Origin of the sequence: Pectobacterium versatile, assembly GCF_020166435.1 — a bacterium.
Lineage (GTDB): Bacteria > Pseudomonadota > Gammaproteobacteria > Enterobacterales > Enterobacteriaceae > Pectobacterium > Pectobacterium versatile.
Map to the genome: position 1 here is coordinate 18,358 of NZ_JAINZP010000008.1, position 22,439 is coordinate 40,796.

Here is a 22,439-nt window from a genome sequence, read left to right on the forward strand (position 1 = left end):
AAAATTTGAAGGCGCCGACATTGTCCACGCCTTTCTTGTATTATACGCTTTAGTCCGCGGCAACAGCCTGTTTTTTCCGACGAATAAACTGATAAGCAATAGCCAGAGCAATGAACCACAGTGGCGTGACAATAAGTGCTTGCCGTGTATCTGGCTGTAAGGTTAATAGCACAATAACAAAGGCGAAAAAAACTAGGCATACCCAGCACATAAAAAACCCCCACGGCATTTTATATGATGATGTGGCATGTAACTGAGGACGCTTTCTACGATATGTAAGGTAAGAACACAGAATGATACTCCAGATGAACATGAATAAAATCGCGGAGACGGTAGTAACAAGCGTAAAAACGGTCATCACATTTGGAATCAGATAGATCAACACCACACCTGAAAGCAAGCAAATACAGGAAAACATCAGTCCAGTTGAAGGAACTGCACGTTTAGATAGCATACCAAAACGTTTTGGTGCATCGCCTTGTTTGGCTAGGCCAAAAAGCATGCGACTGGTCGAGAATACACCGCTATTGGCTGAGGATGCCGCTGATGTTAGTACAACGAAATTGATCATGCTGGCAGCCGCAGGTAAGCCGACAAGCACAAACATTTCTACGAAAGGACTACGCTCCGTTGTAATCGCACTCCACGGTGTTACTGACATAATCATAATTAACGCAAAAACATAAAACATGATGATGCGAATCGGGATCGCGTTAATCGCGCGAGGCAACACCACTTTTGGGTTTTTAGTTTCAGCGGCAGTAGTCCCTACCAGTTCGATACCAACAAAAGCGAATACAGCTATCTGGAACCCAGCAAAGAAACCACTTATACCTTTAGGAAACATGCCACCATCGTTCCACAGGTTGGTAAAAGAGGCGACGTTTCCTGATGGAGAAGAGAATTGCATCATAACTAGTGCGACGCCAACCACGATTAACGCGACAATAGCCACAATTTTTATCATCGCGAACCAGAATTCCATTTCGCCAAACAGTTTCACGGTTGCCAGATTTAACGTAAGCAGTAGCAGAACGCAGAGCAAGGAAGAAATCCACTGCGATAAATCAGGGAACCAAAACTGAGAGTAGGCACTAATGGCCACGACATCGGCAATACCGGTTACAACCCAACAGAACCAATAAGTCCAGCCAGTAAAAAAACCAGCCCATGGCCCAAGTAAGTCGGCGGCGAAATCACTGAACGATTTATAGTTGAGATTGGAGAGTAACAGCTCTCCCATAGCCCGCATGACGAAAAACAGCATAAAACCAATGATCATATAAACAAATATGATCGAAGGGCCAGCCATGCTGATTGTTTTTCCTGAGCCCATAAACAGCCCAGTACCGATCGCTCCGCCGATGGCGATAAGCTGGATATGACGATTAGTCAGATTCCGTTGCAGTCCCTCTCCTTGTTCAGGTGTGAGATCTGCGGCTTCTTTTGATTGTTCGACCATTTAGTACACTTTCCTGTTTCTGTCTGTGATGTTTTTTTGAGCTCTTTGGCCGCTCTCGTTTGCGAAAATTAAAACGGATAAGATAGCGCAACCACAGTACTTATTACAGCGGATGTCTGAGATAACTAGGCATAAAAAGGTGGATAATGATGCATAGTAATGCTGTATGTTTTTGCTCTAAAATGAAGAGGGTATTCACGATGAAAAGCAAAGATATACCGACTGGGCAGACTAACAAAATTGCTAACTGCTAACAACGCAATTATCGCGTATTAAAAATTAATATGAAGTGTTTGACAGGTGCTCTTGGGAAGAGAATAATCATCCCGTTGGGTCGTTAGCTCAGTTGGTAGAGCAGTTGACTCTTAATCAATTGGTCGCAGGTTCGAACCCTGCACGACCCACCAACAAACCACCATTTTTTAGTCTAACTTTTTCGTTAAATTTAATATATTTATTAAATTAATCATTACCACTTATTTTCTTCTTTTCTTAATAAATAAGATGCTCTCTAAATAACTTTTCACATTATCGTTCTACTTTATGCAATCAAATATCCACATATTTACCATGTTGTAAGAACACTTCTTTTCCCAAATTTATCTGAACGCCAGATATATCGGGGTACGTCGGTGAACCCAATAGCACGGTTCACCGAGCGACGGAATTCTCTCTATGGTACTATTAATGACCGTATTTAAAATTAAAGCCTAATGCATCCCCTGTGGTGCCGTATTCGCGGAAGTTGTATATCAGAGGCTTCCATTTTGACGAGTCGATGACATCATTTGAGCCTAATAACTCGCTGTCCACCCAGACATTCACAATATCCAGCTCGACAAGAATAAAACGACCTTTGTCTGTCGTGCCGACTGTCTTACACTCTGCCTGGATAGGGCATTCAATAACCCGAGGCGGGGTAATATCGGTAGAGGCTTCAGTATGGAGCCCTACTTTGGAGAATTTATCGTGGCATATCTGAACCCCCCATTTTATCTGACCTTCAGATAACGTATCACTTCCGGTCAATTTACCGAGCGCTTCAACCTTCTCCCAAAGTTTATAATCAGGAATATTGACAACGACATCAGAACCAGATAGTAAATTACTGTGAGTTTTACTTCCCTTGCTGACACCGATAATAATTTTATCGCCAAGAGAGATTGACGATGATATAGAAGCAACATTGATATTTTCGCTGTTATTATCCGTTGTCGTCACAAGGAAAACTGGGAATCCATAATAAAATGAACTTGGTTTTACATTCTTTTTCATTTTGGTTCTGACCTCATCATAGAGTGATATTATACTTTCACATTTTTACTCTGCTAGTTTCTCTTTAACAATAACCATAATTGAGTATCGGTGATGGTATTTTTTAATTTACCATGCCTAATAAGTAGGTTATTAGAAAATAACTTAATGTTACTATTCCATAATGTTAGTTTTTACATCTATTTTTATGATGATAAAAATAACCGAAATAATAAACACTGTCTCTCAGTAATACAGCCTTTCTACGGCGTGTTTCAGTATTGTAAAAATTAACTAGCAAAAAATAATTCACAAGCGCCAAAAGAGGTATATGATATGCATCATATTATTTTTTCCTTCCCACTCGTAGCATGGCTGGGTAAAACATGAGGTTTAAACATGGAACGAATTGTAATACCAGCGAATTATATTCACACCCGCACCACTCCGTTTTGGACCAAGGACACAGCACCGGTGTCTATCTGGCAGCGCCATTTGGATGCAGGAACACGGCAAGGCGTTTACCCTCGTTTGTGCGTGATGCAAGGGAGGGTTCGTTATTATGGCTATGCCGATGAGACAAGTCCTGAGCCCGTTGAAACGCTGACTATCGAAGCCGGACAATTTGGCATATTCCCCCCAGAAAAATGGCACAGAATTGAAGTGTTGTCTGATGATACGTTATTCAACGTAGATTTTTATGTCGATCCAAAAATTCTGATAGAAGGCTGAGGTAAAAAGAATGACAACTGAAAATAAAGGATACTCATTAGCACTCTTGAATCGCGGCAATAACGTAAAAGCAGAAAAAACTTATCTTAAACCGATGGCTTTTTATGTACCGGAATTCGCTGCTGGCGCGGTTTCTGAACTGATTGACGACTTGGCATTAACCGGCGAAAATAATAACGATTTTTTGCTTACCGTAATCAATAATAACAACGGCGTATCCGTTGATAAAGACTTCTCCACGCTTGCAGAACTGAAAGATAAGACGGTTTCTTCTGAAGCAGTAAAAGAACTGGTTAATATCGTGCGTGGTTACGATGCAGATGAAGAAACGAACGTCTGCGGCTGGTAAAACGACATAGCATCATCATAATTCATGCTGTTTTTCATGCAACTCCAATTATTTAAGATTTAGCGGTTAATACAGCCATACTCATTTAAAAAAATAGGCGCTGGATGTCTTTTGACTTAACAAGCGCCCCCTGTGCCCTACGCCAGACGAAAGACGAAAGACGAAAGAACATAATGACACCCGCACAGGCACTTAACGCTGTGCAGTGATGACATCAAAAGCACTATCTTGAACTTTTTTCCGCGTAACTTTATTAGCGTACATTGCAGCATCTGCTCGGCGGATCACGCCATCAGGTTCATCAACGGAAGGGTCTGCCGTGATGATCCCCATGCTTGCACCTAAATAGTCAATGCTGACCGTACCGAGCGGATAATTCCCCTGCAACAGCGGCATAATACTGTCTCTGAAGGAAGAAATGACATGCTCGCTTTCTCCCAATGCAATTTCTACCATCCGAGCAAAAACAAATTCATCACCGCCGAGTCTCCCGACAACATCTCCCGAGTTGCCCCACGTTAATAAGCGCTGACTCACCTCTTGTAAGAAGATATCACCCGCTTCATGGCCGAATTGATCGTTAATTTTCTTAAAACCATCGAGGTCAATGAATACCATCAACACCTGCTGATTATCATTCTCGGCCTGAGAAAATAGGGCTTCCAGAGAGTAAAAGACGCCTCGGCGGTTAAGCACCCCAGTAAGCGAATCGGTGTAAGAGTACTCATGTAACGCGGCATTCGCGGCCGTCAATTGTTGCACCAACCACTCTTTTTGCACCTGCTGAGCAATAAGCTGGGCGAATAAACTCAGGATTTGTTCGCCTTTGGTCGTCAGCGGTTTATGGTCGGAACTTGCTGCGCAGAGAGTACCGTATAATTGTCCATCATCCATACGCACCGGCGTGCTAGCATAAGTCATAATACCCAGTACTTTCGCCGCCTGCGAATCACCCCAGCATTCGGCCACATTCGGCGTATAACTTTGCCCTTCGTCCAGCGCACGTTTGCACAGCGTGTCATGCCACGGAACCGATATCCCTTCAGGGATATCGAGCGTTTTGGTATTGTGAGCAAACAGAATATTTTGGAAACCCGCTTCGGTATCAACCTGTGTCAGGTACGTCGATTCCAGGTCGGTGACCAGTTCCAGCATGACCAGTAACTGGCGAACCAACCCCTCGAAAGAAGCCTCTGAACGTAATGCGCCCGAAAGGTGAGAAAGCAAATTATCAGTCATAACAATAAATCCTAACGGAGTATATTTTTAAATAAAAAAAACAATTAATTAACATATTATGTGGCGTACTTCAAAATGCCATCTGTGTAAACTGATTATAGCTACTATGATCTCTTCATGTTACAGAAATCATACACGCCTTTCGTCTCTCGCAGGCCGTAAGGAAACCGTCCGCACCACGCTCTCTCCTAGAGAGTCAGTATGTTGACCTCTATCACGATAGTGAATAAACCGCGTTAATGAGATTGCAAACAAGAGTGATTATCATATATTGTTTTAGTCACCTGCCGAAAATATCTCCTTATTTTATTCATTTACGCATCACATTCACTCTGGAGAAGATAATAACATGTCAAAAACGCTGTCTGTTCTGCGCAAAAAAGTACGCCTGCTGACGCTGGCCTCATCGATAATGGTTGCCTATGCCCTGCCTGCTGCTGCCGCAGATGACTCTCTGACGCTTTACACCACGCGTGAACCCGGCCTGATTCAGCCGCTGCTGGATGCGTTCACCAAAGAGACGTCGGTTAAAGTCAATACCGTGTTCATCAAGGACGGCATGTTGGAACGTGTGAAGGCAGAAGGCCAGAACTCACCGGCTGACCTGCTGATGACGGTTGATGCCGGTAACCTGATCGATCTGGTAGACGCCGGTGTCACGCAGCCGATTCAGTCCAGTGCATTAACCGAGGCTATCCCGGCAGCGCTGCGTGACAAAGATAACCAATGGTTTGGTCTGTCGATGCGATCTCGCGTGCTCTATGCAGAAAAATCACTGCCGCTGACCGGCATTACTTACGAAAATCTGGCCGATCCGAAATGGAAAGGCAAAGTGTGTATCCGCGCGGGTCAACACCCTTACAATACCGCACTGGTTGCCGCGATGATTGCCCACCACGGTGAAGCCAAAACCGAAACCTGGCTGCGCGGTGTGAAAGACAATCTGGCGCGTAAAGCCACCGGTGGTGACCGCGACGTTGCGCGCGATATCCTCGGCGGCATCTGCGATGTAGGTCTGGCGAACTCTTATTATGTCGGCCACATGAAGAACGCCAAAGAAGGCACCGACGCCCGCAAATGGGGCGATGCCATCAAAGTCGTTCAGCCTACCTTTGAAAACGGAGGCACACACGTCAATATCAGCGGTGCAGCCGTTGCACGTCACGCGCCGCATAAAGATCAAGCCGTGAAATTGATGGAATATCTGGTCTCCGCGCCGGCTCAGCAGATCTACGCACAGGCAAACTATGAATATCCGGTTCGCAAAGGCGTCACGCTGGATTCCACCATTAGCAGCACGATTGGTGACGTTACTGTGGATAGCATTCCGCTAACCGACATCGTTAAATTCCGTAAACAGGCCAGTCAGTTGGTAGATAAAGTTGGATTCGATCAATAAGACCGGTTCGTCAACCATGCGCGGCGCCTTCGGGCGGCCGCGCCTCTTTTTTTCTCCGCTTCGCATCGCTGCTGTTGTCATTGCTCTCGGCGTACTGGCTCCGCTGGTTTCCCTGCTTTGGCTAGCCGCTGGCGCGGGCGTCGGCCATTGGGATCACCTGATGCGCTACGTGCTGCCCGATGCCGCACTCAACACGCTGATTCTGCTCGTCGGCGTAGGTGTGCTCGTCATGGTGATTGGTGCAGGCTGCGCCTGGCTGGTGACGGCATTTGATTTCCCCGGCAGACAGTTCGTTAGCTGGGCGCTGCTGCTGCCGCTGGCGATGCCAACCTATATTGTCGCTTTTGCCTGGCTCGATCTGCTGCATCCTATAGGGCCGATTCAGGAAGCGATCCGCAGTGTGCTGGGCTATGACAGCCCGCGTCAGTTCCGCCTGCCGGATCTGCGCTCCATGACGGGCGCTATTCTGCTGCTCGGGCTGGTGCTCTATCCGTACGTTTATCTGACGATGCGTGCGATGTTTATCAGCCAGCCCGCACACCTGCTGGAAGCCGCACGCACGCTGGGGTTGAGCGCAACAGGTACCTTCCTGCACGTTGCCCTACCGATGGCGCGCCCTGCGCTGGCCGTTGGCACCAGCCTGGCCTTGCTGGAAACACTAAATGATATTGGCGCCTCCGAATTCCTTGGGGTCAATACGCTGACCGTGACGGTTTACACTACCTGGGTCACCCGTTCGGATTTACCCGCCGCCGCGCAGATTGCCTGCACGATGCTGACGGTCGTCATCCTGCTGCTGACGCTGGAGTATTACGGCCGGAAAAACCAGCGCTACGGCACCAGCCGACAGATGCGCGGCATTCTGCCCGCCCCGTTGAAAGGGGTACGCGCCTGGCTGGCAACCGGTGCGACCGCGTTGCCTATCCTGTTCGGCTTCATCGCTCCTGCCCTCTTTCTGGCATGGGAAAGCGCTAAGCGGCTGGGCGATAGCGTGACGATCTCCGCAGGCCTGATACAGTCATTGCAGAACTCACTTCTGCTGGCCGTTGGCGTCACGCTGGTCGTCACGTTCGTCAGCCTGATTATTGCGTGGTATGCCCGTCATTCCGCCATCGCTGACCGTTCACCGGAACGCCGTCGCACCCTATTGAGAATTGCCTCGCTGGGCTATGCTGTACCCGGTACGGTACTGGCGATTGGCATGCTGACGCCCGGTATGGCGACGGATAATTTTCTCGCTGAATTGATAGGTTATAAGGGATTGCCGCTGCTTTCCGCCGGTATCCTGCTGGTAATCTGCTGCGCCATTCGCTTTATGGCGATTGGGATTGGTGCGCTTGATGCCGGGCTGACGCGCATTCCCCCCGTAATGGAACAGGCATCGCGCCTGCTGGGCGAAAGTGAATTCGTCACCTTTTTCCGCGTACACCTTCCCCTGCTGCGCCCCGCACTGGTGACCAGTGCGCTGCTGGTGTTTGCTGATGCAATGAAAGAGCTCCCCGCTACGCTGCTGCTGCGCCCCGTCAATTTCGAAACGCTGGCGACCGTTCTGTATGCCGAAGCCGCCAGAGGCACCTACGAAGAAGGCGCGATTGCCGCACTGCTGATTGTACTGGCGGGTACGCTCCCCGTTGTCCTGCTGGCTCGCAGTCAGCTAAAAACGTCGGTTGAGAAAGAATGAAAATCATGAGGAAGAGTCAAGGTGTCTGAGGCTACACTCGTTCTGAATAATGTCCACGTCGCCTACGGGCACAAGCATAATGTTCATCACGTGCTGAACGGTTTTTCCATGGAAGTTGCCGCCGGTGAACTGGCCTGCCTGTTGGGTGCATCAGGATGCGGTAAAACCACGGCTTTACGCGCAATTGCGGGTTTTGAGCACCTGACTCAGGGAACGATTCACGTCGGCGGGCGCTGCGTGGCGGGCCCGGAAGTGCATCTGCCGCCGGAACAGCGCAACGTCGGGATGGTATTTCAGGACTATGCCCTGTTTCCCCATCTGACCGCCGCGCAGAATATTGCCTTTGGCCTGAGAAAACAGTCGAAGGATCTCCAGCAGTCGCGCGTGCGCGCCATGCTTGAGCTGGTCGATCTCGTCTCGCTGGCACAGCGCTATCCGCATGAAATGTCCGGCGGACAGCAGCAGCGTATTGCACTCGCGCGGGCGCTAGCCCCGCAGCCCGCCGTCCTGCTGCTAGACGAACCGCTATCCAGCCTCGACCCCGACAGCCGAAAACGGCTGGGACAGGAAGTACGCGACATCCTACGCGATGCCGGACAAACCGCGCTTCTGGTCACACACAGCGAACAGGAAGCCGAGCTAATGGCCAGCCATATTGGTTATTTGAAAGCAGGCAAGCTCGATAATATTTCGGTGACCCGAGACGTCTGATTCAGGTGGTTCATCCCTGACAAGATGGGAAATAATGAGTATGATTAAATCCTATCGGTATGTTAAAGGGGTAGACAATGAGAACAACACAGCAGATGAGTATAACGCTGCCAAATGAAATGGCTGCGCAGGTGAAAGCCCGAGTTGCCCGCGGTGAATACGCGTCAGAAAGTGAGGTTATTCGGGAAGGACTTCGAGCGCTGATTGCACGCGATAATGCAGTAGAGAATTGGCTGCAGGAACAAGTCGTTCCCGCCTGGAACGCGCTGCAACGCGGTGAAACAGAAAGCCTCAGCAGTAGCGACATTAGGAACAGATTAAAAGCCGAGTTCAGGAAGATGACCGGAGAAGAGTAATGGATTACAGGGTCGTATTCGCACCGGAAGCGGAGGAACAACTCGCAGCACTGTACCGCTACATCGCGAGGGTTTCGTCACCCAAAACTGCTCTCAGCTACACCGAAAGCATTGTCAGTTACTGTGAATCGCTTGAGTTATTTCCTGAAAGGGGAAACCAGCGCAACGATATTTTTCCTGGACTGCGCGTCACTAATCACAGCAAACGAACACTCATTGCTTTTATGGTGGAAAAAGAGAAAAAAACGGTAACAGTTCTGGGCATTTGGCATGGAGGACAGGATTATGAAAGCGACCTGCTGTCAGATGAAACTGATTAAAAATATTGGGTTAGCTAGCTAACTTTCCCAAGTACATTATGGCAGTAACCTACAGGTTCCCCATAAGCCACTGCCCATTCTTATGTTCGTTTGCCAGTATCGCTACACCTTGCCCTGCCTATGCTTATCCGCATACTCGGGACTATTGATCCACTGGTGATCCGCTTCCCAAGTGAAGCGCCACTGGCGCGTCGGGCCAGCCATCACATTCAGATAGTAGCTGTCATAGCCTGCAATGGTGGCAACCGGGTGATAGCCACGCGGCACCTGCACCACGTCCTTATCGTAGACCGCCATACATTCATCTAATGAACGGTCATCGGTATAGACACGTTGCAGGCAGAATCCCTGTTCTGGATTCAAACGATGGTAGTAGGTTTCTTCCAGATAGGTTTCCTGCGGCGGATTATCTACATCGTGCTTGTGGCTGGGATAAGAGCTGGTGCAGCCTTCATCGGTGTACACTTCGACCACCAGCAGGCTGTCTGCCGCTTTCTCCTCCGGCAAAATATTATGCACATAGCGCTGGTTGTTGCCGACGCCACGCTGCTCGGCGTCAATATCCTGCGGCGCGATCAGCCGGGTCGGATGCGTGCCGAATCCCGGTGCGGCGCAAACCGCCAACTCCAGCGCCGTGTGTGCCGTCACCGTAATCGTCTCTCCCGTCGTGACATAAACCGCATAGGGTTTTCTGCGCTCAAACGGGCTCATTCTGTCGCCAATCTGCTCAAAGCGTTCACTCGGCGTGACAACCGTTGCCTTGCCGCTGACCAGCACCAGACAGCGTTCGTTATCGCTGGCGGGCAGTGATAGCACTTGTTCCGGTGCCAATTGATATACCTCGAACCCCACGTAGCGCCAACCCGCCGTTTCCGGTGTGATGTGCTGCGTACGTCCGTGTTCGTCAGGAACGCGATGGCGTGATAATAGTCGGGACATCTTTTGCCTCCTTTATCTCCCCCGATTTCAAACTGCCTGCACGTTGATCTACTGGCAGCTTGAAGATGCGGGGGATATCACCACGAATCAGATCAATTCCGCCTGCTGGGCGAAACGTTGCAAGTTATTGTAGCCTAGCGTCGCGTACGTCAGCGGATGCGCAACAGCCGGATCCTGTTCCGCTTCGACCACCAGCCATCCGCTGTAGTTATGGGCTTTCAGGATGCTGAACACCGCTGGATAATCGACACAGCCGTCGCCCGGCACGGTAAAGACGCCGCTCAGCACCGCATCCAGAAAACTGGTCTTGCGGTTTTTCACGTCTTTCAGCACATCAGGGCGAATATCTTTGCAGTGAACGTGATTGATGCGGTTAATCCAGCGCTTCGCCACCGCCACCGGATCGGCACCTGCGAACGTAAAGTGTCCGGTATCCAGCAACAGCCCGACTTCCGGCCCGGTATGTTCCATCAGATTATCCACGTCCTGCGCACTTTCAATCACCGTGCCCATATGGTGATGATAGGCAATCTGCACGCCCTGACTTTGCGTGTAGCGCGCAAACTCGGTCAGCTTTTTGCCGTATTCCGGCCAGCGCTCTTCGGGGAAACGCGGGCGCAGATGAACGGGTTTCTGTTGGTCGCCGTGAATCGCGCCCGTGACTTCGGCAAACACCAGCACCGTCGCACCGAGATCGCGCAACAGCGCCAGATGTCCCTGCACCGCCTCAATCTCTTCTTCTACTGAACGAGTGAGCAGTTCGCCGGAATACCAGCCGGAGACTAAGCGCAGATCGTGCGCTTGCAGGATCGGCCCCAGCACGCTGGCCTGACGCGGGAATTTATTACCTAATTCAAAACCGGCAAAACCGGCCTGCCGCCCTTCGCTCAGGCAGGTTTCCAGCGGCGTGTCCGCGCCCAGAGAAGGCAGATCGTCATTAGTCCAGGTGAGTGGATTAATACCAAGTTGAACGGTCATGTTATGTCCCTTTATTCAAATAGATATGCTCGTCATACTTCAAGTTGCATGTGCGTTGGCTACGTTCAGTCACCCGAATCACTTACCTGAGTAAGCTCATCGGGACTCCTTCTCTTGCCGCATTATTCGGCCTGATGGCCTCACCCCTTCGGGGTCAGCGCAAGCGCTGTTCAAAAACGCCTTGCCGTTTTTGTCCTGAAACTCGAATTATTTAGAGCACAAAAACGGGTTAACCGCGCTGACGCCAAACGGCGATCAGTTGCAGGTAGTTATGTTTAACTTGCTCAATCAATTCGGCGTCATCGATCTCGTTACGCAGCCACTTTTGCGCAGGCTGGGCAAACAGGGTGCGGCCGACGGCAAAGCCTTTCACAATAGGGAAGCCTACGGCGGCGCTGAATCCCTGCTGCAATGTTTCCAGCGGCGCATCCAGCCCCAGAATGACCACGCCCCGACAGTAGGGATCGCGCTGTGCCAGCAGCGGCGTGAGTTGTTCCCAGCCTGCGGCAGACAGTGGCGGCAGTTTCCACCAGTCTGGCCGCACGCCGAGGTTGTAGAAGCGTTGAATCGCACGTAGATAAAGCGCATCGCTGTGCGGCATCCCCGCGGGCAGAATGACTTCGAGCAGCAGTTCATGGCCGGATTGACGACAGGCCTGATAGACCTCTATCACCTTCATTTCCTGCTCGCGCCGCAGCGCGTGGGCATCTTCTGGGTGGAAGAACACCAGGCATTTCACCACGTGCTCTAGCGGCCAGCTCACCAGCTGTGAGCCAATATTGCCGCGCTCCATCATTAACGGGCGCGATCCCGGTAGCTCAATCGGTCGGCCAATCCACCAGCCTTTTCCGGTGATGTCGTTCAGCGCATCCTGCCCGAACGTGCCGTCACACAGCAGACCGGCTTTACCTTCCAGCCCCGCCTGTTGTGCCGCGTCATAGCTGGCACGCAGAATCAGCTTTTTCAGTGCCGGAATACGGCTGATTTCCGTACCGCAGTTCAGCGCCATGTCTTCCAGTTGGCTACGGTGATCGAACGCGATCACGCACAGTTCATGCCACTGTTTACGCCGTGTCGTAACGCGATGCAGATGGTTAAGCTCTTCGTCCAGATCGGGACGCGGCACGCTAGCCGCCCGTGCTAAATAGTTATCCAGTTCGATCTTGCTTGGCATCGCTGGCGCACAGCCGTGGCGTGACACCACCAGCGCGCCGCAGGCATTGGCGTACGCACAGGCTTTCTCCCAGCCTTCACCGTTGAGATAGCCACGCAGCAGGCCGGACATAAACGCATCGCCCGCCCCCAGCACGTTCAGCACATCCACGCGCACGCCTTTGATCGTGATGCCTTTATCCAGATGGTCGGGAATCGAATCGCTAAACACCGAGCAGCCCAGCGCCCCGCGTTTGCACACCAGTTCCGCCTGCGTGTGCTGCCGCACCGTGCGCAGCGCCTGCAAGGTATCCGTGCTGCCGCCCGCAATATGGAACTCTTCCTCGGTGCCGACAATCACATCGAACAGCGACAGCACCTGCTGCAACTGCTCCGTGACCACCTGCGCTTCAACAAAACGCGTTTCGCCATCGCCCAGCGACGTCAGCCCCCACAGCACCGGACGGTAGTCGATATCCAGCGCCGTTTTCACCCCGTTGCGCCGCGCGTATTGCAGCGCCGTCAGCACCGCTTCACGCGTGTTAGGGTGGGAAAGATGCGTGCCGGTAATCGCCAGACAGCGTGACGACGCGATGTAATCCTCGGTGAAATCCTCCGACGAGATCGCCATATCAGCGCAGTTGTCGCGGTAGAAAATCAGTGGAAAGGTATCACGATCTTTGATGCCCAATAGCACCAGCGCCGTCAGACGTTCCTTATCGGTAATCAAATGGCTGGTATCGCAACCGACCTGATTCAGCTCTTCACGCAGGAAGCGCCCCATATGTTCGTCGCCCACCCGCGCCAACATAGAAGAACGCAGCCCCTGTCGTGCCGTGCCGTAAGCCACGTTGCCGGACGACCCACCCAGATACTTGGCAAAACTGCCCATATCTTCCAGACGCGCGCCGATTTGCTGCCCGTACAGATCGACAGCAACGCGCCCCATGCAAATCACATCAAACGTCTTTTCCTTACTCATAGCGGCCAATCCTGTAAAAAAGTCGCGTAAAAAAGCCTTATATACCCTAAATAATTCGAGTTTCAGGCAGGCGGCAAGCGAAGGAATCCCGATGAGCTTACTTGAGTAAGTGATTCGGGTGACTGAACGCGGCCAACGCACATGCAACTTGAAGTATGACGGGTATAAAAAGAAGAAATCACGTCAGCTGGCTGATTAGCCCACCTCGTCCACATTCACCCAACGCGCCGTTTCGTGTGACTGCACGATCGCATCCAGAACTCGCGAGACTTTCCAGCCCTCTTCGAAATCCGGCCACATGGGGACGTCAGCCGCAATACCGTCGATCAGATCGCGCACCTCTACCGTTTTCTGATCGTTAAAGCCAATACCGTGTCCGGCGCTGGCGCAGAAGGCCGCATAGTCAGGATGCTGCGGCCCGGTCAGCAGCGTTTTGAATCCCTGCCGGTTCTCTGGATCGTCATGCCGATAGAGTTTCAGCTCTGCCATACGTTCCTGCGTGAAACTCAGCGTGCCTTTGGTGCCAGTGACCACGTAGGTCAGGCCCATTTTGCGGCCGCAGGCAATGCGTGAGGTTTCAATCACGCCGCGTGCGCCACTGACAAACCGCACCATCGCATGCGCCTGATCTTCATTCTCCACCTGCACCTGCTCGCTGCTGCCCGGTGCCGTTGGACGCTGCGTAATCACCGTTTGCAAATCGCCGCAGACGCTGGCGATATCGCCCACCAGATACTGCGCCATGTTGACGATATGCGCCGCCAGATCCCCCAGCGCCCCCAGCCCTGCCGTTTCTTTAAAACAGTGCCAATCGGCGGGTTTATTCGGATCGGCCAGATAATCTTCGTTATGCGTGCCGTAAAAATGCACCACTTCGCCAATCTCGCCGCTGGCGATAATCTCTTTGGCCAGCTGTGAGGTCGGGTTCTTCATGTAGTTGAACCCCACCAGCGTTTTCACGCCGGCCTGCTGCGCGGCATCGACCATTTCTCGGGCATCACGCGCGTTCAGCGCCAGCGGTTTTTCCGAGTAAACGTGCTTGCCGTGCTGGATAGCCGCCATCGCCATCGTTTTATGCAGAAAATTCGGCGCGCAGATATCCACTACGTCAATGTCTGGGTCCGCCACCAGCGCACGCCAGTCCCCCGTTGAGCGCTGGAAGCCAAACTCCTGTGCCCGTTTGGCCGCCAGTTCCGGCGACACTTCTGCCAGCATCGCCTTCACCAGATTGCCTTTCAGCGGGAAGACCGTCGGCGCCTGCGCGTAGGCGATGGCATGCGCACGACCGATATAGCCGGTGCCGATTAACCCAATGCGTACATCCTTCATATCCACCTCGGTGCGAAAAAAGAGTCGGTACGGGTGCGGCTCAGATAGCGCCGCGACGGCTCTTGGCGTAGGTATCGAACGCCACGGCCAGCACGATAATTAACCCGGTGATAATCTGCTGGTAGTAAGCCGATACGTTCATCAACACCAGTCCGTTAATCAGGATCCCCATGATGATCGAGCCGATAATCGTGCCGCTAATCCGGCCGTAGCCGCCCATCAGCGATGTACCGCCAATGACCACCGAGGCGATAACGCGCAGCTCGAAGGTGATCCCCGCGACCGCTTCGGCGCTGCCGAGACGGGCGCTGAGAATAAAGCCCGCTAGCCCAGCCAGACAGCCAATCACGACGTAGACGCTGACCAGTACGCGTTGCACATTCACCCCGGCCAGCCGTGCGGCTTCGGTGTTGCCGCCGATGGCGTACACAAAGCGACCCCAGCGGGTTTTATGCAGCGCTAAATAACCCAGCAAGGCGACCAGCGCGAAGATCCAGATCGGCACCGAAATACCCAGGATCTCGCCTCGTCCCCACCAGCGATAGCCTGGGTCGAAACCGGCAATTGGCGCACCGTCATTCATCACCAGCGTTAACCCGCGCCAGATCGTCATCCCGCCCAGCGTGACGATAAACGGCGGCAGACGCAGTTTGGTGACACCCAACCCATGCAGGAAACCAATGAAGGTGCCCATCGCCAGACAGACGCCCAGTGCAACCAGCCAGCTCAAGCCGTACCAGGCATCCGGATCGACGGTGGTGAAGTTGTCGCCTTTAATCACCGAGGCAGCGGTGATGGCGCACACCGCCAGAATCGAACCGACGGACAGGTCGATCCCGGCTGTCAAAATGACGAACGTCATCCCTACGGCCATGATCCCGTAGATGGAGACTTCGGTCAGGATGTTGGTGATGTTGCGTTCAGACAGGAAATTGCTGTTCTGCGACTGAAAGAAGATCAGCAGCAGAATCATGAAAATAAACACGCCAAAGCGTTCAAAAAAGGCAATCGGATCAAAACGTCCACGCGGATTGGACGGCGTAATGCTCTTAGAAAGCGGCTGCTGGGACATGCGTCACCTCCGTTATGCTGCGTGTAATGCGTCGTGGCAAATGGCCATCATCGTCATCAGTTTTTCTTCTGTGGCGTCATCGCCATGAATTTCCCCGCTGATCCGCCCTTCGCTGAGCGTGATAATGCGGTCGGAAATCGCCATGATCTCCGGCAGGTCGGAGGAAATCACAATCACGGCGACGCCCCGTTTCGCCATATCGAACAGCACCTGATGCACCTCGGACTTGGTGCCAACATCGATGCCGCGCGTGGGCTCATCCACAATCAATACCTTGGGATTCAGAGCCATACAGCGGGCAAGAATCACTTTTTGCTGGTTACCGCCCGACAGCTTGCGCACTTCCTGCTCGCTGTTCACCATCTTGATGTGCAGCGCCTGACGGTAGGCCTCAATCAGGTCGTCCTCCTTACGGATGTCGACAAACCAGCGCCAGCGCATCAGCGACGAGAGGTTAGATAGCGAGATATTTTCCCTGATTGACAACCCCAGCACCGCGCCCTCTTTCTTGCGATCTTCCGGCACCAGCGCGATGCCTTGCGACAACGCATGCAGCGGCGTGGAGGGATAATAGGGTTCGTCATCCAGCACAAATTCACCGGTAGAGAACGCGTCGGCACCAAACAGGCAGCGCGCGATTTCCGTACGTCCTGCGCCCACCAGCCCGGCAATACCGAGCACTTCGCCCGCATGCACCTGAAAGCTGATGTCCTTTAGCGCAATGCCGTGCGCATCCAGCGGCGGTTTTTCCCGGCTTAAGCCCTTGACCGCCAGTCGTACCGGCTTATCCTGATGATGCGTTTCCGCAGGCGGACGGCGGTTAAACACCACGTCACGGCCGACCATCAGGCGAATAATCTCCTGCACATTCGTGCTGGCGACATCCCCGGAACCGGTATAGCGGCCGTCCTGAAAGACGGTAAACCGATCGCACAGTTGGAAGACTTCGTGCAGCCGATGTGTGACATACACCACGCTCACACCGCGCCCTTTCAGCTCGCGCACCACGCGGTGCAGGCTGTCGACTTCGCTGTCGCTCAGCGCCGCCGACGGTTCGTCCATCACAATCAGCTTGGCGTTCAGCGTTAGCGCTCTGGCGATTTCCACCATCTGCTGCTGCGCCACGCTCAAACGCGCGACCTGCGTCGTCGGCGCAATGTTCAATTTCAGATAATCCAGTACCGCTTTCGCCTCGCGATTCACCGCCAGCGCGTCCACGAATACGCTGCTACGCTGCGGCTCACGTCCCAGGAACATGTTCTCCGCCACGCTCATATTTGGCAGCAGATTAAATTCCTGATAAATGGTGATAATCCCCCGCTTTTGGCGCTCAACGGGTGATTCGAGCGGTAATAGCGTCTCGCCACCAAACCAGATATCGCCGCTGGTCTGCGGCTGCGCCCCTGCCAGCGCCTTCAACAGCGTCGATTTGCCCGCGCCGTTTTCTCCCAATAGCGCATGAATCTCTCCCGGCTGTACGGTCAACTGCGCGTTGCTCAGCGCCCAAACGCCGGAGAAACTCTTTGCCAAATTGGTAATGTTCAGTAGGGGTTCCGTCATGTTTACCTTCCTCCGGCAAGGCCGCGCGGACGCGGCCTGCTGAATACCTGTTATGTAGAGAGCGATTTATTTACCCGCTTCGCCAATACGCTCGGCATCGTTCAGGTTATCTTTGGTAATCATGGTCGGTTGGTAGTCAGCCCCAGTGATAGGCGCTTTACTGCGGATGTTATTGGTCAACTGAGTCAACGCAGTGGTCACCGCGTAACCCGGACGTTGATCGGCAGTTACCGCCAACCAGCCGTCGCGTACGCGAGCCAGCGCTTCCGGCACGGCGTCAAAGCCAGTCACCATCACGTCTCCGGGTTTCAGACCTTGCCCTTGTAACGCTTCAATCGCGCCCAGCGCCATGTCGTCGTTTGCTGAGAGGATCACCTGCGGGCGTTTAGGCAGCGAAGGAAACACACTTTCAACGATGCGCATCCCTTCGGAACGCATCCAGTTCCCCGTCTGGTCTGCGACGATGTGGTATTTGCTCCCGCCTGCTTTCAGGCTGTCGCGAATCCCCTGCGTCCGCTCGATGTTAGAAGACGAACCCGGTTGACCGGTCAGCAGAATGATCTCTGCGCCATCTGGGAATTTGGTTTTGACATAGTCGGCAATCGCCTGACCGCCTTTATAGTTATTGGCACCAAAGTGCGGCACCGCTTTTTCTGTTTTTACCGAACGATCCAGCGTCACCACCGGTAGCTTGGCATCCTGAATATCGGTAACCGCGCTGGACACCGCGTTGACGTCATTCGGTGACACCACGAAGCCCTGTGCCCCACGCGTAATGGCATTTTCCAAGTCGGCGGCCTGCTTCGGTGAGCTACCCTGCCCATCCAGCACCTGCAAATTCACGCCCAGTTCTTTGGCGGCTTTAACGGCGGTGCGCTGCATGTGTACTTCAAACGGCATAGCGAGATTCGGCGTACTGAAAACGATTTGTTCATTTTGAGCCTGAGCAAAACCAGACAGACCCAGTGCGATGGCGATTGCGGAAACGCTAATGATCTTTTTCATATGTCTTTTCTCTGCTTCTGTAATAGGTATGGGTGTAGGGTTGAAAGCAGGTAAAACGCGATGTGCCGATGCCGATACGGTTACACGGCAACCTCCTTGCCTTGAGCTAATGATTCAAAGGCTTTATCCGCCAGATTTAGTGCACGCTCACCGTCCAGCCCGGAGCATTCCGGCTGCGTGCGGCCATTCAGCACATCGACAAAGTGCTGCCACTCTGCCGCGTAGGCGGCGTGATAGCGTTGCAGGAAGAAGTATTCGGGTTTCGCCGCCAGACAACCGTCGTCGGTCCACTGCTCGACCACGTTTTCGCGGATGTTGCCCGCGCTGAGCACGCCTTTCGCGCCATGCAATTCGAGACGCTGATCGTAGCCGTAGCCAGAGCGGCGGCTGTTGACGATGGTCGCCATCGCGCCAGAAGCAAATTTCAGCACGATAAACGCGGTATCGATGTCGCCCGCTTCACCGATTGCTGGATCGACCAGATTGCTGCCTTGCGCAAAGACCGACACCGGCTCTTCGCCCATAATGAAACGTGCCATATCGAAATCATGGATCGTCATGTCGCGGAACATACCGCCGGAAACGCGGACATACTCAGCAGGCGGCGGCGACGGATCGCGGGAGATAATCAGGAGAGATTCCGGCTTGCCGATACGACCTTCACCCGCCAGCGTTTTGACGCGGCGGAATTGCGGGTCGTAGCGGCGATTGAAGCCGACAAACAATGGTACGTTCTGCTGTTTGACGACGGTCAGGCAATCACGGACACGGGCAATATCCAGATGCACCGGTTTTTCACAGAAAATGGCTTTGCCGTGTTTGGCAGCCAGCTCAATCAGGTCGGCGTGCGTGTCGGTCGCGGAGGCAATCAGGACGGCGTGCACCGCCGGATCGTTCATGACCTCGTCAACCGTTTTTACTTTGGTATGATAACGTTCTGCCAGCGCCGTGGCATTTGCCGGGTTGGGATCGACCACCGCGTACAGGTTGGTTTCTTTGTGTGCCGCGATGTTCACTGCATGGACCTGACCGATGCGGCCCGCGCCCAGTAAAGCGATGTTAAACATAGATGCTCCCTTGCTGCCTGAGTGGCGTGTAATGCCAGACTGAAAAAGTGACGGATAACGGCTAGTCGCATTCTCCCCAGCCCCATCACCCGCTCTTTACCGCGAATCCTGATAGATAAAATAAAACATTTATTTCAGTTTTGTATAAATTGAAAATTATGTTTTTGCGTGCCAGTTAACATTTTCATGACATCTTCGCTGTTTTCTGCAACCCCAATCACACATCGTATGAGTACGTCTGTGGAGGTATACAAGGCTGTCAGCGGATCGAAGCAGCACAGGAACGCAATAGGAGAGAAAATGAAACCGTGGTTTGAAAATGAAATGAATATTTCAGTTTAATTCGGGAGTCTAGAGGGAGGATTAGGCAGCACTAAAGATCGCAAACGTCATCTGCACAGGCTGTCCCTTCGTCAAATTGTATGCGAACGAGGAGAAGGTTTCGTGCGCTACAATACTGCCATTCCATGCTACCTCGTAGCACGCACCCGACGCAGGGCGCTCAGTCGCCGCCGCCCTGCGAACCCAGGCTTCCGGCTAAATTATGTCGCTTCGCGATGCCATCGGTGTTCATGAGCACGATTCGAGCCGCCAGTGACGCGTTTACTCGCCCCATAAATGGGACTCGCCCTTCGGGCCAGCACAAGTGCTGTTCAAAAACGTCTCTGACGTTTTTGTCCTACGCGGCACTGGCTTTCGCGGCATCCATGCCGCTCACTCGATGCTCACGCCCACCGCTGCATAATTTTTACGCCGAGTAACGCCCAAATCCCACTTACGTCCCGACATTATTTGTGACTCAGAAATAGCCACTAAGGGGAGATCACCTAATATTGCCGTGCGCGGGAGAGCGCGGCTTTCACGCTATTGGCAGCAGCCTCGATCTCCGGGTTGTCGGCAACCTGTGCCGTGCCAGTGCGCCACCAGGATTCGTAGCCGTGCGTCATGGTCTTCGGCAGTACTTTGATATCGAGCAGCACGGGTCCCGGATGTTTACGTGATTCCGTCAGCGCCTGCCTGAGTGAGGCTTCATCATGTACTCGCCACGCTTTGCAGCCGTAGCTTTCCGCATTCTTGGCGAAATCCACCGGAATGAGTGCGCCTCGCAGTTGTCCCGACTCCGCATCGCGGTAGCGATTTTCCGTACAGAAGCTTCCCATTCCCTGGCTCATTTGCAGGTTGTTGATACAACCAAAGCCCGCGTTATCGAATAGCAGCACGGTGATTTTGATGCCCTCCTGTACCGCCGTTTGCAGTTCGGTATGCAGCATTAAATAGGAACCGTCGCCGACCATCGCGTAGACCGGCTGTTGCGGTGCCGCAAGGCGTGCACCAATCGCCGCCGCAATCTCGTATCCCATACAGGAATAGCCATACTCCAGATGATAGCTGTCCGGCGTTTTCACCTGCCACACGCGCTGTAGATCGCCCGGTAACGAACCCGCCGCCCCCACCACAATCGCGTTGTCTTCCAGTTCCTCATTCAGTATGCCCAGCACGCGCGTTTGCGTCAGATGGGTATTCAGCATCTGGCGGTATTCATCCAGCTTGTCTTCCAGACCATCCACCACTTCTGGCACCCGTTCACCGTTATCCTGCACGGTAAACAGCCGCTGTAGCTCACGTTTCCATTCCGCACGAACCTGAGCGACGGCCTGCTGCCAGCCGCTACGATACGATGCCGTCGCCAGCCGTTCAGACAGCGCTTCCAGCCCGACACGCGCATCGGCGATCAGGGGTAGCGCATCCAGTTTTAACGCATCGAACTCGGCAACGTTGAGCAGTAAAAATTCGACGTTCGGGGTCTGAAACAGCGACTTGGAACCGGTGGTGAAATCGGTTAAACGCGTCCCGACGCCGATAATTAGATCCGCCTCATGCGCCAGCCGATTCGCCGCCAGCCCGCCCGTCACGCCAATACCGCCGCAGTTCAGCGGATGTGATGACACAATCGCACCTTTACCTGCCTGCGTTTCGCCAAACGGAATGGCAAATTGCTCGGCAAACTGCGCCAGCGCCTCATGTGCGCCGGAATAACGGACACCACCGCCACAAATCAGCATCGGACGACGCTTTTTCGCAATCAGCGCTGCCGCCTCCTCCAGTCGTGCCGCATCCGGCGGGCGTCGTTCGAGGTGATGGACGCGCTTGCGGAAAAACGATGCCGGATAATCCCAGACTTCCGCCTGCACATCCTGCGGCAAGCACAGCGTTACCGCACCGGTATCAGCCGGATCGGTCAGCACGCGCATCGCATTAATCAGCGCACTCATCAGTTGTTCAGGGCGATTAATGCGATCCCAATAGCGGGAAACGGGTTTGAAGCAGTCATTGGTGCTAATCGACAGATCGTGATACTGCTCGACCTGCTGCAACACCGGATCCGGCTGGCGGCAGGCGAAGAGATCGCCGGGCAGCAGCAGCACCGGAATTCGGTTGGCGGTGGCGGTCGCCGCCGCAGTCACCATATTCGCCGCCCCCGGCCCTACGGATGAGGTTACCGCATAGATTTTCCGCCGCTTGTGCTGTTTGGCAAATCCGACGGCGATCTGCGCCATTCCCTGTTCGTTGCACCCCTGATGCACGGTGAGACGATTCGCCTCCTGCTCCAGCGCCTGGCCGATGCCCAGCACATTACCGTGACCGAAAATGGTCATGACGCCCTGCACAAAGGGGGATTCTTCACCGTCTACGCTGAGGTATTGCTGGTTGAGAAACCTGACCAGCGCCTGCGCCATGGTGATGCGACACGTATCCATTGATCTACTCCTTCACGTAAGGGAGGATTAAATTACTGATCCCTGCTGCAATATCGAGATACACGGGTATACCACGGGGCGAGGCGTCCCTGC

The 22,439-nt window shown here is 53.2% G+C and carries 19 protein-coding genes and 1 tRNA gene; 8 read left to right on the forward strand and 12 right to left on the reverse strand.

Translation table 11 applies throughout. The features are described 5' to 3' along the window. Window positions 1–49 precede the first annotated feature (49 nt). Window positions 50–1,462: a D-serine/D-alanine/glycine transporter gene (gene cycA, locus K7X24_RS11305; RefSeq protein WP_224554976.1), complete on the reverse strand. Its 1,413-nt coding sequence runs from the start codon at window positions 1,460–1,462 to the stop codon at window positions 50–52. Between the two features lie 331 nt (window positions 1,463–1,793). On the opposite strand from cycA, the gene K7X24_RS11310 reads away from it, so the two are divergent. After that, window positions 1,794–1,869: transfer RNA gene (locus K7X24_RS11310), tRNA-Lys, on the forward strand. Between the two features lie 277 nt (window positions 1,870–2,146). Here K7X24_RS11310 and K7X24_RS11315 read toward each other — a convergent pair. Then, window positions 2,147–2,737, reverse strand: coding sequence for a flavin reductase family protein (locus K7X24_RS11315; RefSeq protein ID WP_224554977.1), 591 nt, complete (start codon window positions 2,735–2,737; stop codon window positions 2,147–2,149). A gap of 378 nt (window positions 2,738–3,115) precedes the next feature. On the opposite strand from K7X24_RS11315, the gene K7X24_RS11320 reads away from it, so the two are divergent. After that, the gene (locus tag K7X24_RS11320) at window positions 3,116–3,448 is read left to right on the forward strand and encodes a DUF1971 domain-containing protein (protein ID WP_224554979.1); all 333 of its coding nucleotides are present in this window, start codon (window positions 3,116–3,118) and stop codon (window positions 3,446–3,448) included. 10 nt (window positions 3,449–3,458) lie between these two features. Continuing rightward, a complete protein-coding gene (locus tag K7X24_RS11325) occupies window positions 3,459–3,797 on the forward strand; it encodes a DUF1869 domain-containing protein (protein ID WP_224554981.1) in 339 nt (112 codons plus the stop codon). A 192-nt stretch (window positions 3,798–3,989) separates the two neighbouring features. Here the strand turns inward: K7X24_RS11325 and K7X24_RS11330 are convergent, their stop codons facing one another. Further along, entirely contained in the window at window positions 3,990–5,036 is a 1,047-nt protein-coding gene (locus K7X24_RS11330) for a sensor domain-containing diguanylate cyclase (protein ID WP_224554982.1), read from the reverse strand. A gap of 349 nt (window positions 5,037–5,385) precedes the next feature. Here K7X24_RS11330 and K7X24_RS11335 point away from each other — a divergent pair, with 349 nt between their 5' ends. The 5 genes from K7X24_RS11335 to K7X24_RS11355 all read left to right on the forward strand — a co-directional run bounded on the left by K7X24_RS11335 (window position 5,386) and on the right by K7X24_RS11355 (window position 9,503). Beyond that, window positions 5,386–6,435 (forward strand): Fe(3+) ABC transporter substrate-binding protein, encoded by a 1,050-nt coding sequence (locus K7X24_RS11335; protein ID WP_224554984.1) that lies wholly within the window; start codon window positions 5,386–5,388, stop codon window positions 6,433–6,435. Then, on the forward strand, window positions 6,419–8,116 hold the full coding sequence (locus K7X24_RS11340; protein WP_224554987.1) for an ABC transporter permease: 1,698 nt from the start codon (window positions 6,419–6,421) through the stop codon (window positions 8,114–8,116). The genes K7X24_RS11335 and K7X24_RS11340 overlap by 17 nt, the downstream gene beginning before the upstream one ends. Before the next feature lie 21 nt (window positions 8,117–8,137). Further along, window positions 8,138–8,827 carry an ABC transporter ATP-binding protein gene (locus K7X24_RS11345; protein ID WP_224554990.1) on the forward strand — a complete coding sequence of 230 codons (690 nt, stop codon included), beginning with the start codon at window positions 8,138–8,140 and terminating at the stop codon, window positions 8,825–8,827. Between the two features lie 77 nt (window positions 8,828–8,904). Further along, complete coding sequence (locus K7X24_RS11350; protein WP_010304717.1) at window positions 8,905–9,183, forward strand: type II toxin-antitoxin system ParD family antitoxin; 279 nt, start codon at window positions 8,905–8,907, stop codon at window positions 9,181–9,183. Further along, entirely contained in the window at window positions 9,183–9,503 is a 321-nt protein-coding gene (locus K7X24_RS11355) for a type II toxin-antitoxin system RelE/ParE family toxin (protein WP_010304714.1), read from the forward strand. Before K7X24_RS11350 ends, K7X24_RS11355 begins: the two co-directional genes overlap by 1 nt. 102 nt (window positions 9,504–9,605) lie before the next feature. Here the strand turns inward: K7X24_RS11355 and iolB are convergent, their stop codons facing one another. The 9 genes from iolB to iolD form a co-directional block, all read right to left on the reverse strand. Beyond that, entirely contained in the window at window positions 9,606–10,442 is an 837-nt protein-coding gene (iolB, locus tag K7X24_RS11360; RefSeq protein WP_224554992.1) for a 5-deoxy-glucuronate isomerase, read from the reverse strand. 87 nt (window positions 10,443–10,529) lie between these two features. Beyond that, entirely contained in the window at window positions 10,530–11,420 is an 891-nt protein-coding gene (gene iolE / locus K7X24_RS11365) for a myo-inosose-2 dehydratase (protein WP_103941545.1), read from the reverse strand. A 229-nt stretch (window positions 11,421–11,649) separates the two neighbouring features. Further along, window positions 11,650–13,554: a bifunctional 5-dehydro-2-deoxygluconokinase/5-dehydro-2-deoxyphosphogluconate aldolase gene (locus K7X24_RS11370; RefSeq protein ID WP_224554994.1), complete on the reverse strand. Its 1,905-nt coding sequence runs from the start codon at window positions 13,552–13,554 to the stop codon at window positions 11,650–11,652. A 195-nt stretch (window positions 13,555–13,749) separates the two neighbouring features. Then, window positions 13,750–14,883 carry a Gfo/Idh/MocA family protein gene (locus K7X24_RS11375; protein ID WP_039540703.1) on the reverse strand — a complete coding sequence of 378 codons (1,134 nt, stop codon included), beginning with the start codon at window positions 14,881–14,883 and terminating at the stop codon, window positions 13,750–13,752. A gap of 40 nt (window positions 14,884–14,923) precedes the next feature. Further along, window positions 14,924–15,955: an ABC transporter permease gene (locus K7X24_RS11380; protein WP_010281439.1), complete on the reverse strand. Its 1,032-nt coding sequence runs from the start codon at window positions 15,953–15,955 to the stop codon at window positions 14,924–14,926. 12 nt (window positions 15,956–15,967) lie between these two features. Next, complete coding sequence (locus K7X24_RS11385) at window positions 15,968–17,515, reverse strand: sugar ABC transporter ATP-binding protein (protein WP_039540701.1); 1,548 nt, start codon at window positions 17,513–17,515, stop codon at window positions 15,968–15,970. Between the two features lie 66 nt (window positions 17,516–17,581). Continuing rightward, the gene (locus tag K7X24_RS11390; protein WP_010308444.1) at window positions 17,582–18,520 is read right to left on the reverse strand and encodes a substrate-binding domain-containing protein; all 939 of its coding nucleotides are present in this window, start codon (window positions 18,518–18,520) and stop codon (window positions 17,582–17,584) included. An 80-nt stretch (window positions 18,521–18,600) separates the two neighbouring features. Further along, a complete protein-coding gene (gene iolG / locus K7X24_RS11395) occupies window positions 18,601–19,587 on the reverse strand; it encodes an inositol 2-dehydrogenase (protein ID WP_010308440.1) in 987 nt (328 codons plus the stop codon). A gap of 827 nt (window positions 19,588–20,414) precedes the next feature. Continuing rightward, on the reverse strand, window positions 20,415–22,346 hold the full coding sequence (gene iolD, locus K7X24_RS11400; protein ID WP_224554996.1) for a 3D-(3,5/4)-trihydroxycyclohexane-1,2-dione acylhydrolase (decyclizing): 1,932 nt from the start codon (window positions 22,344–22,346) through the stop codon (window positions 20,415–20,417). Window positions 22,347–22,439: the final 93 nt, after the last annotated feature.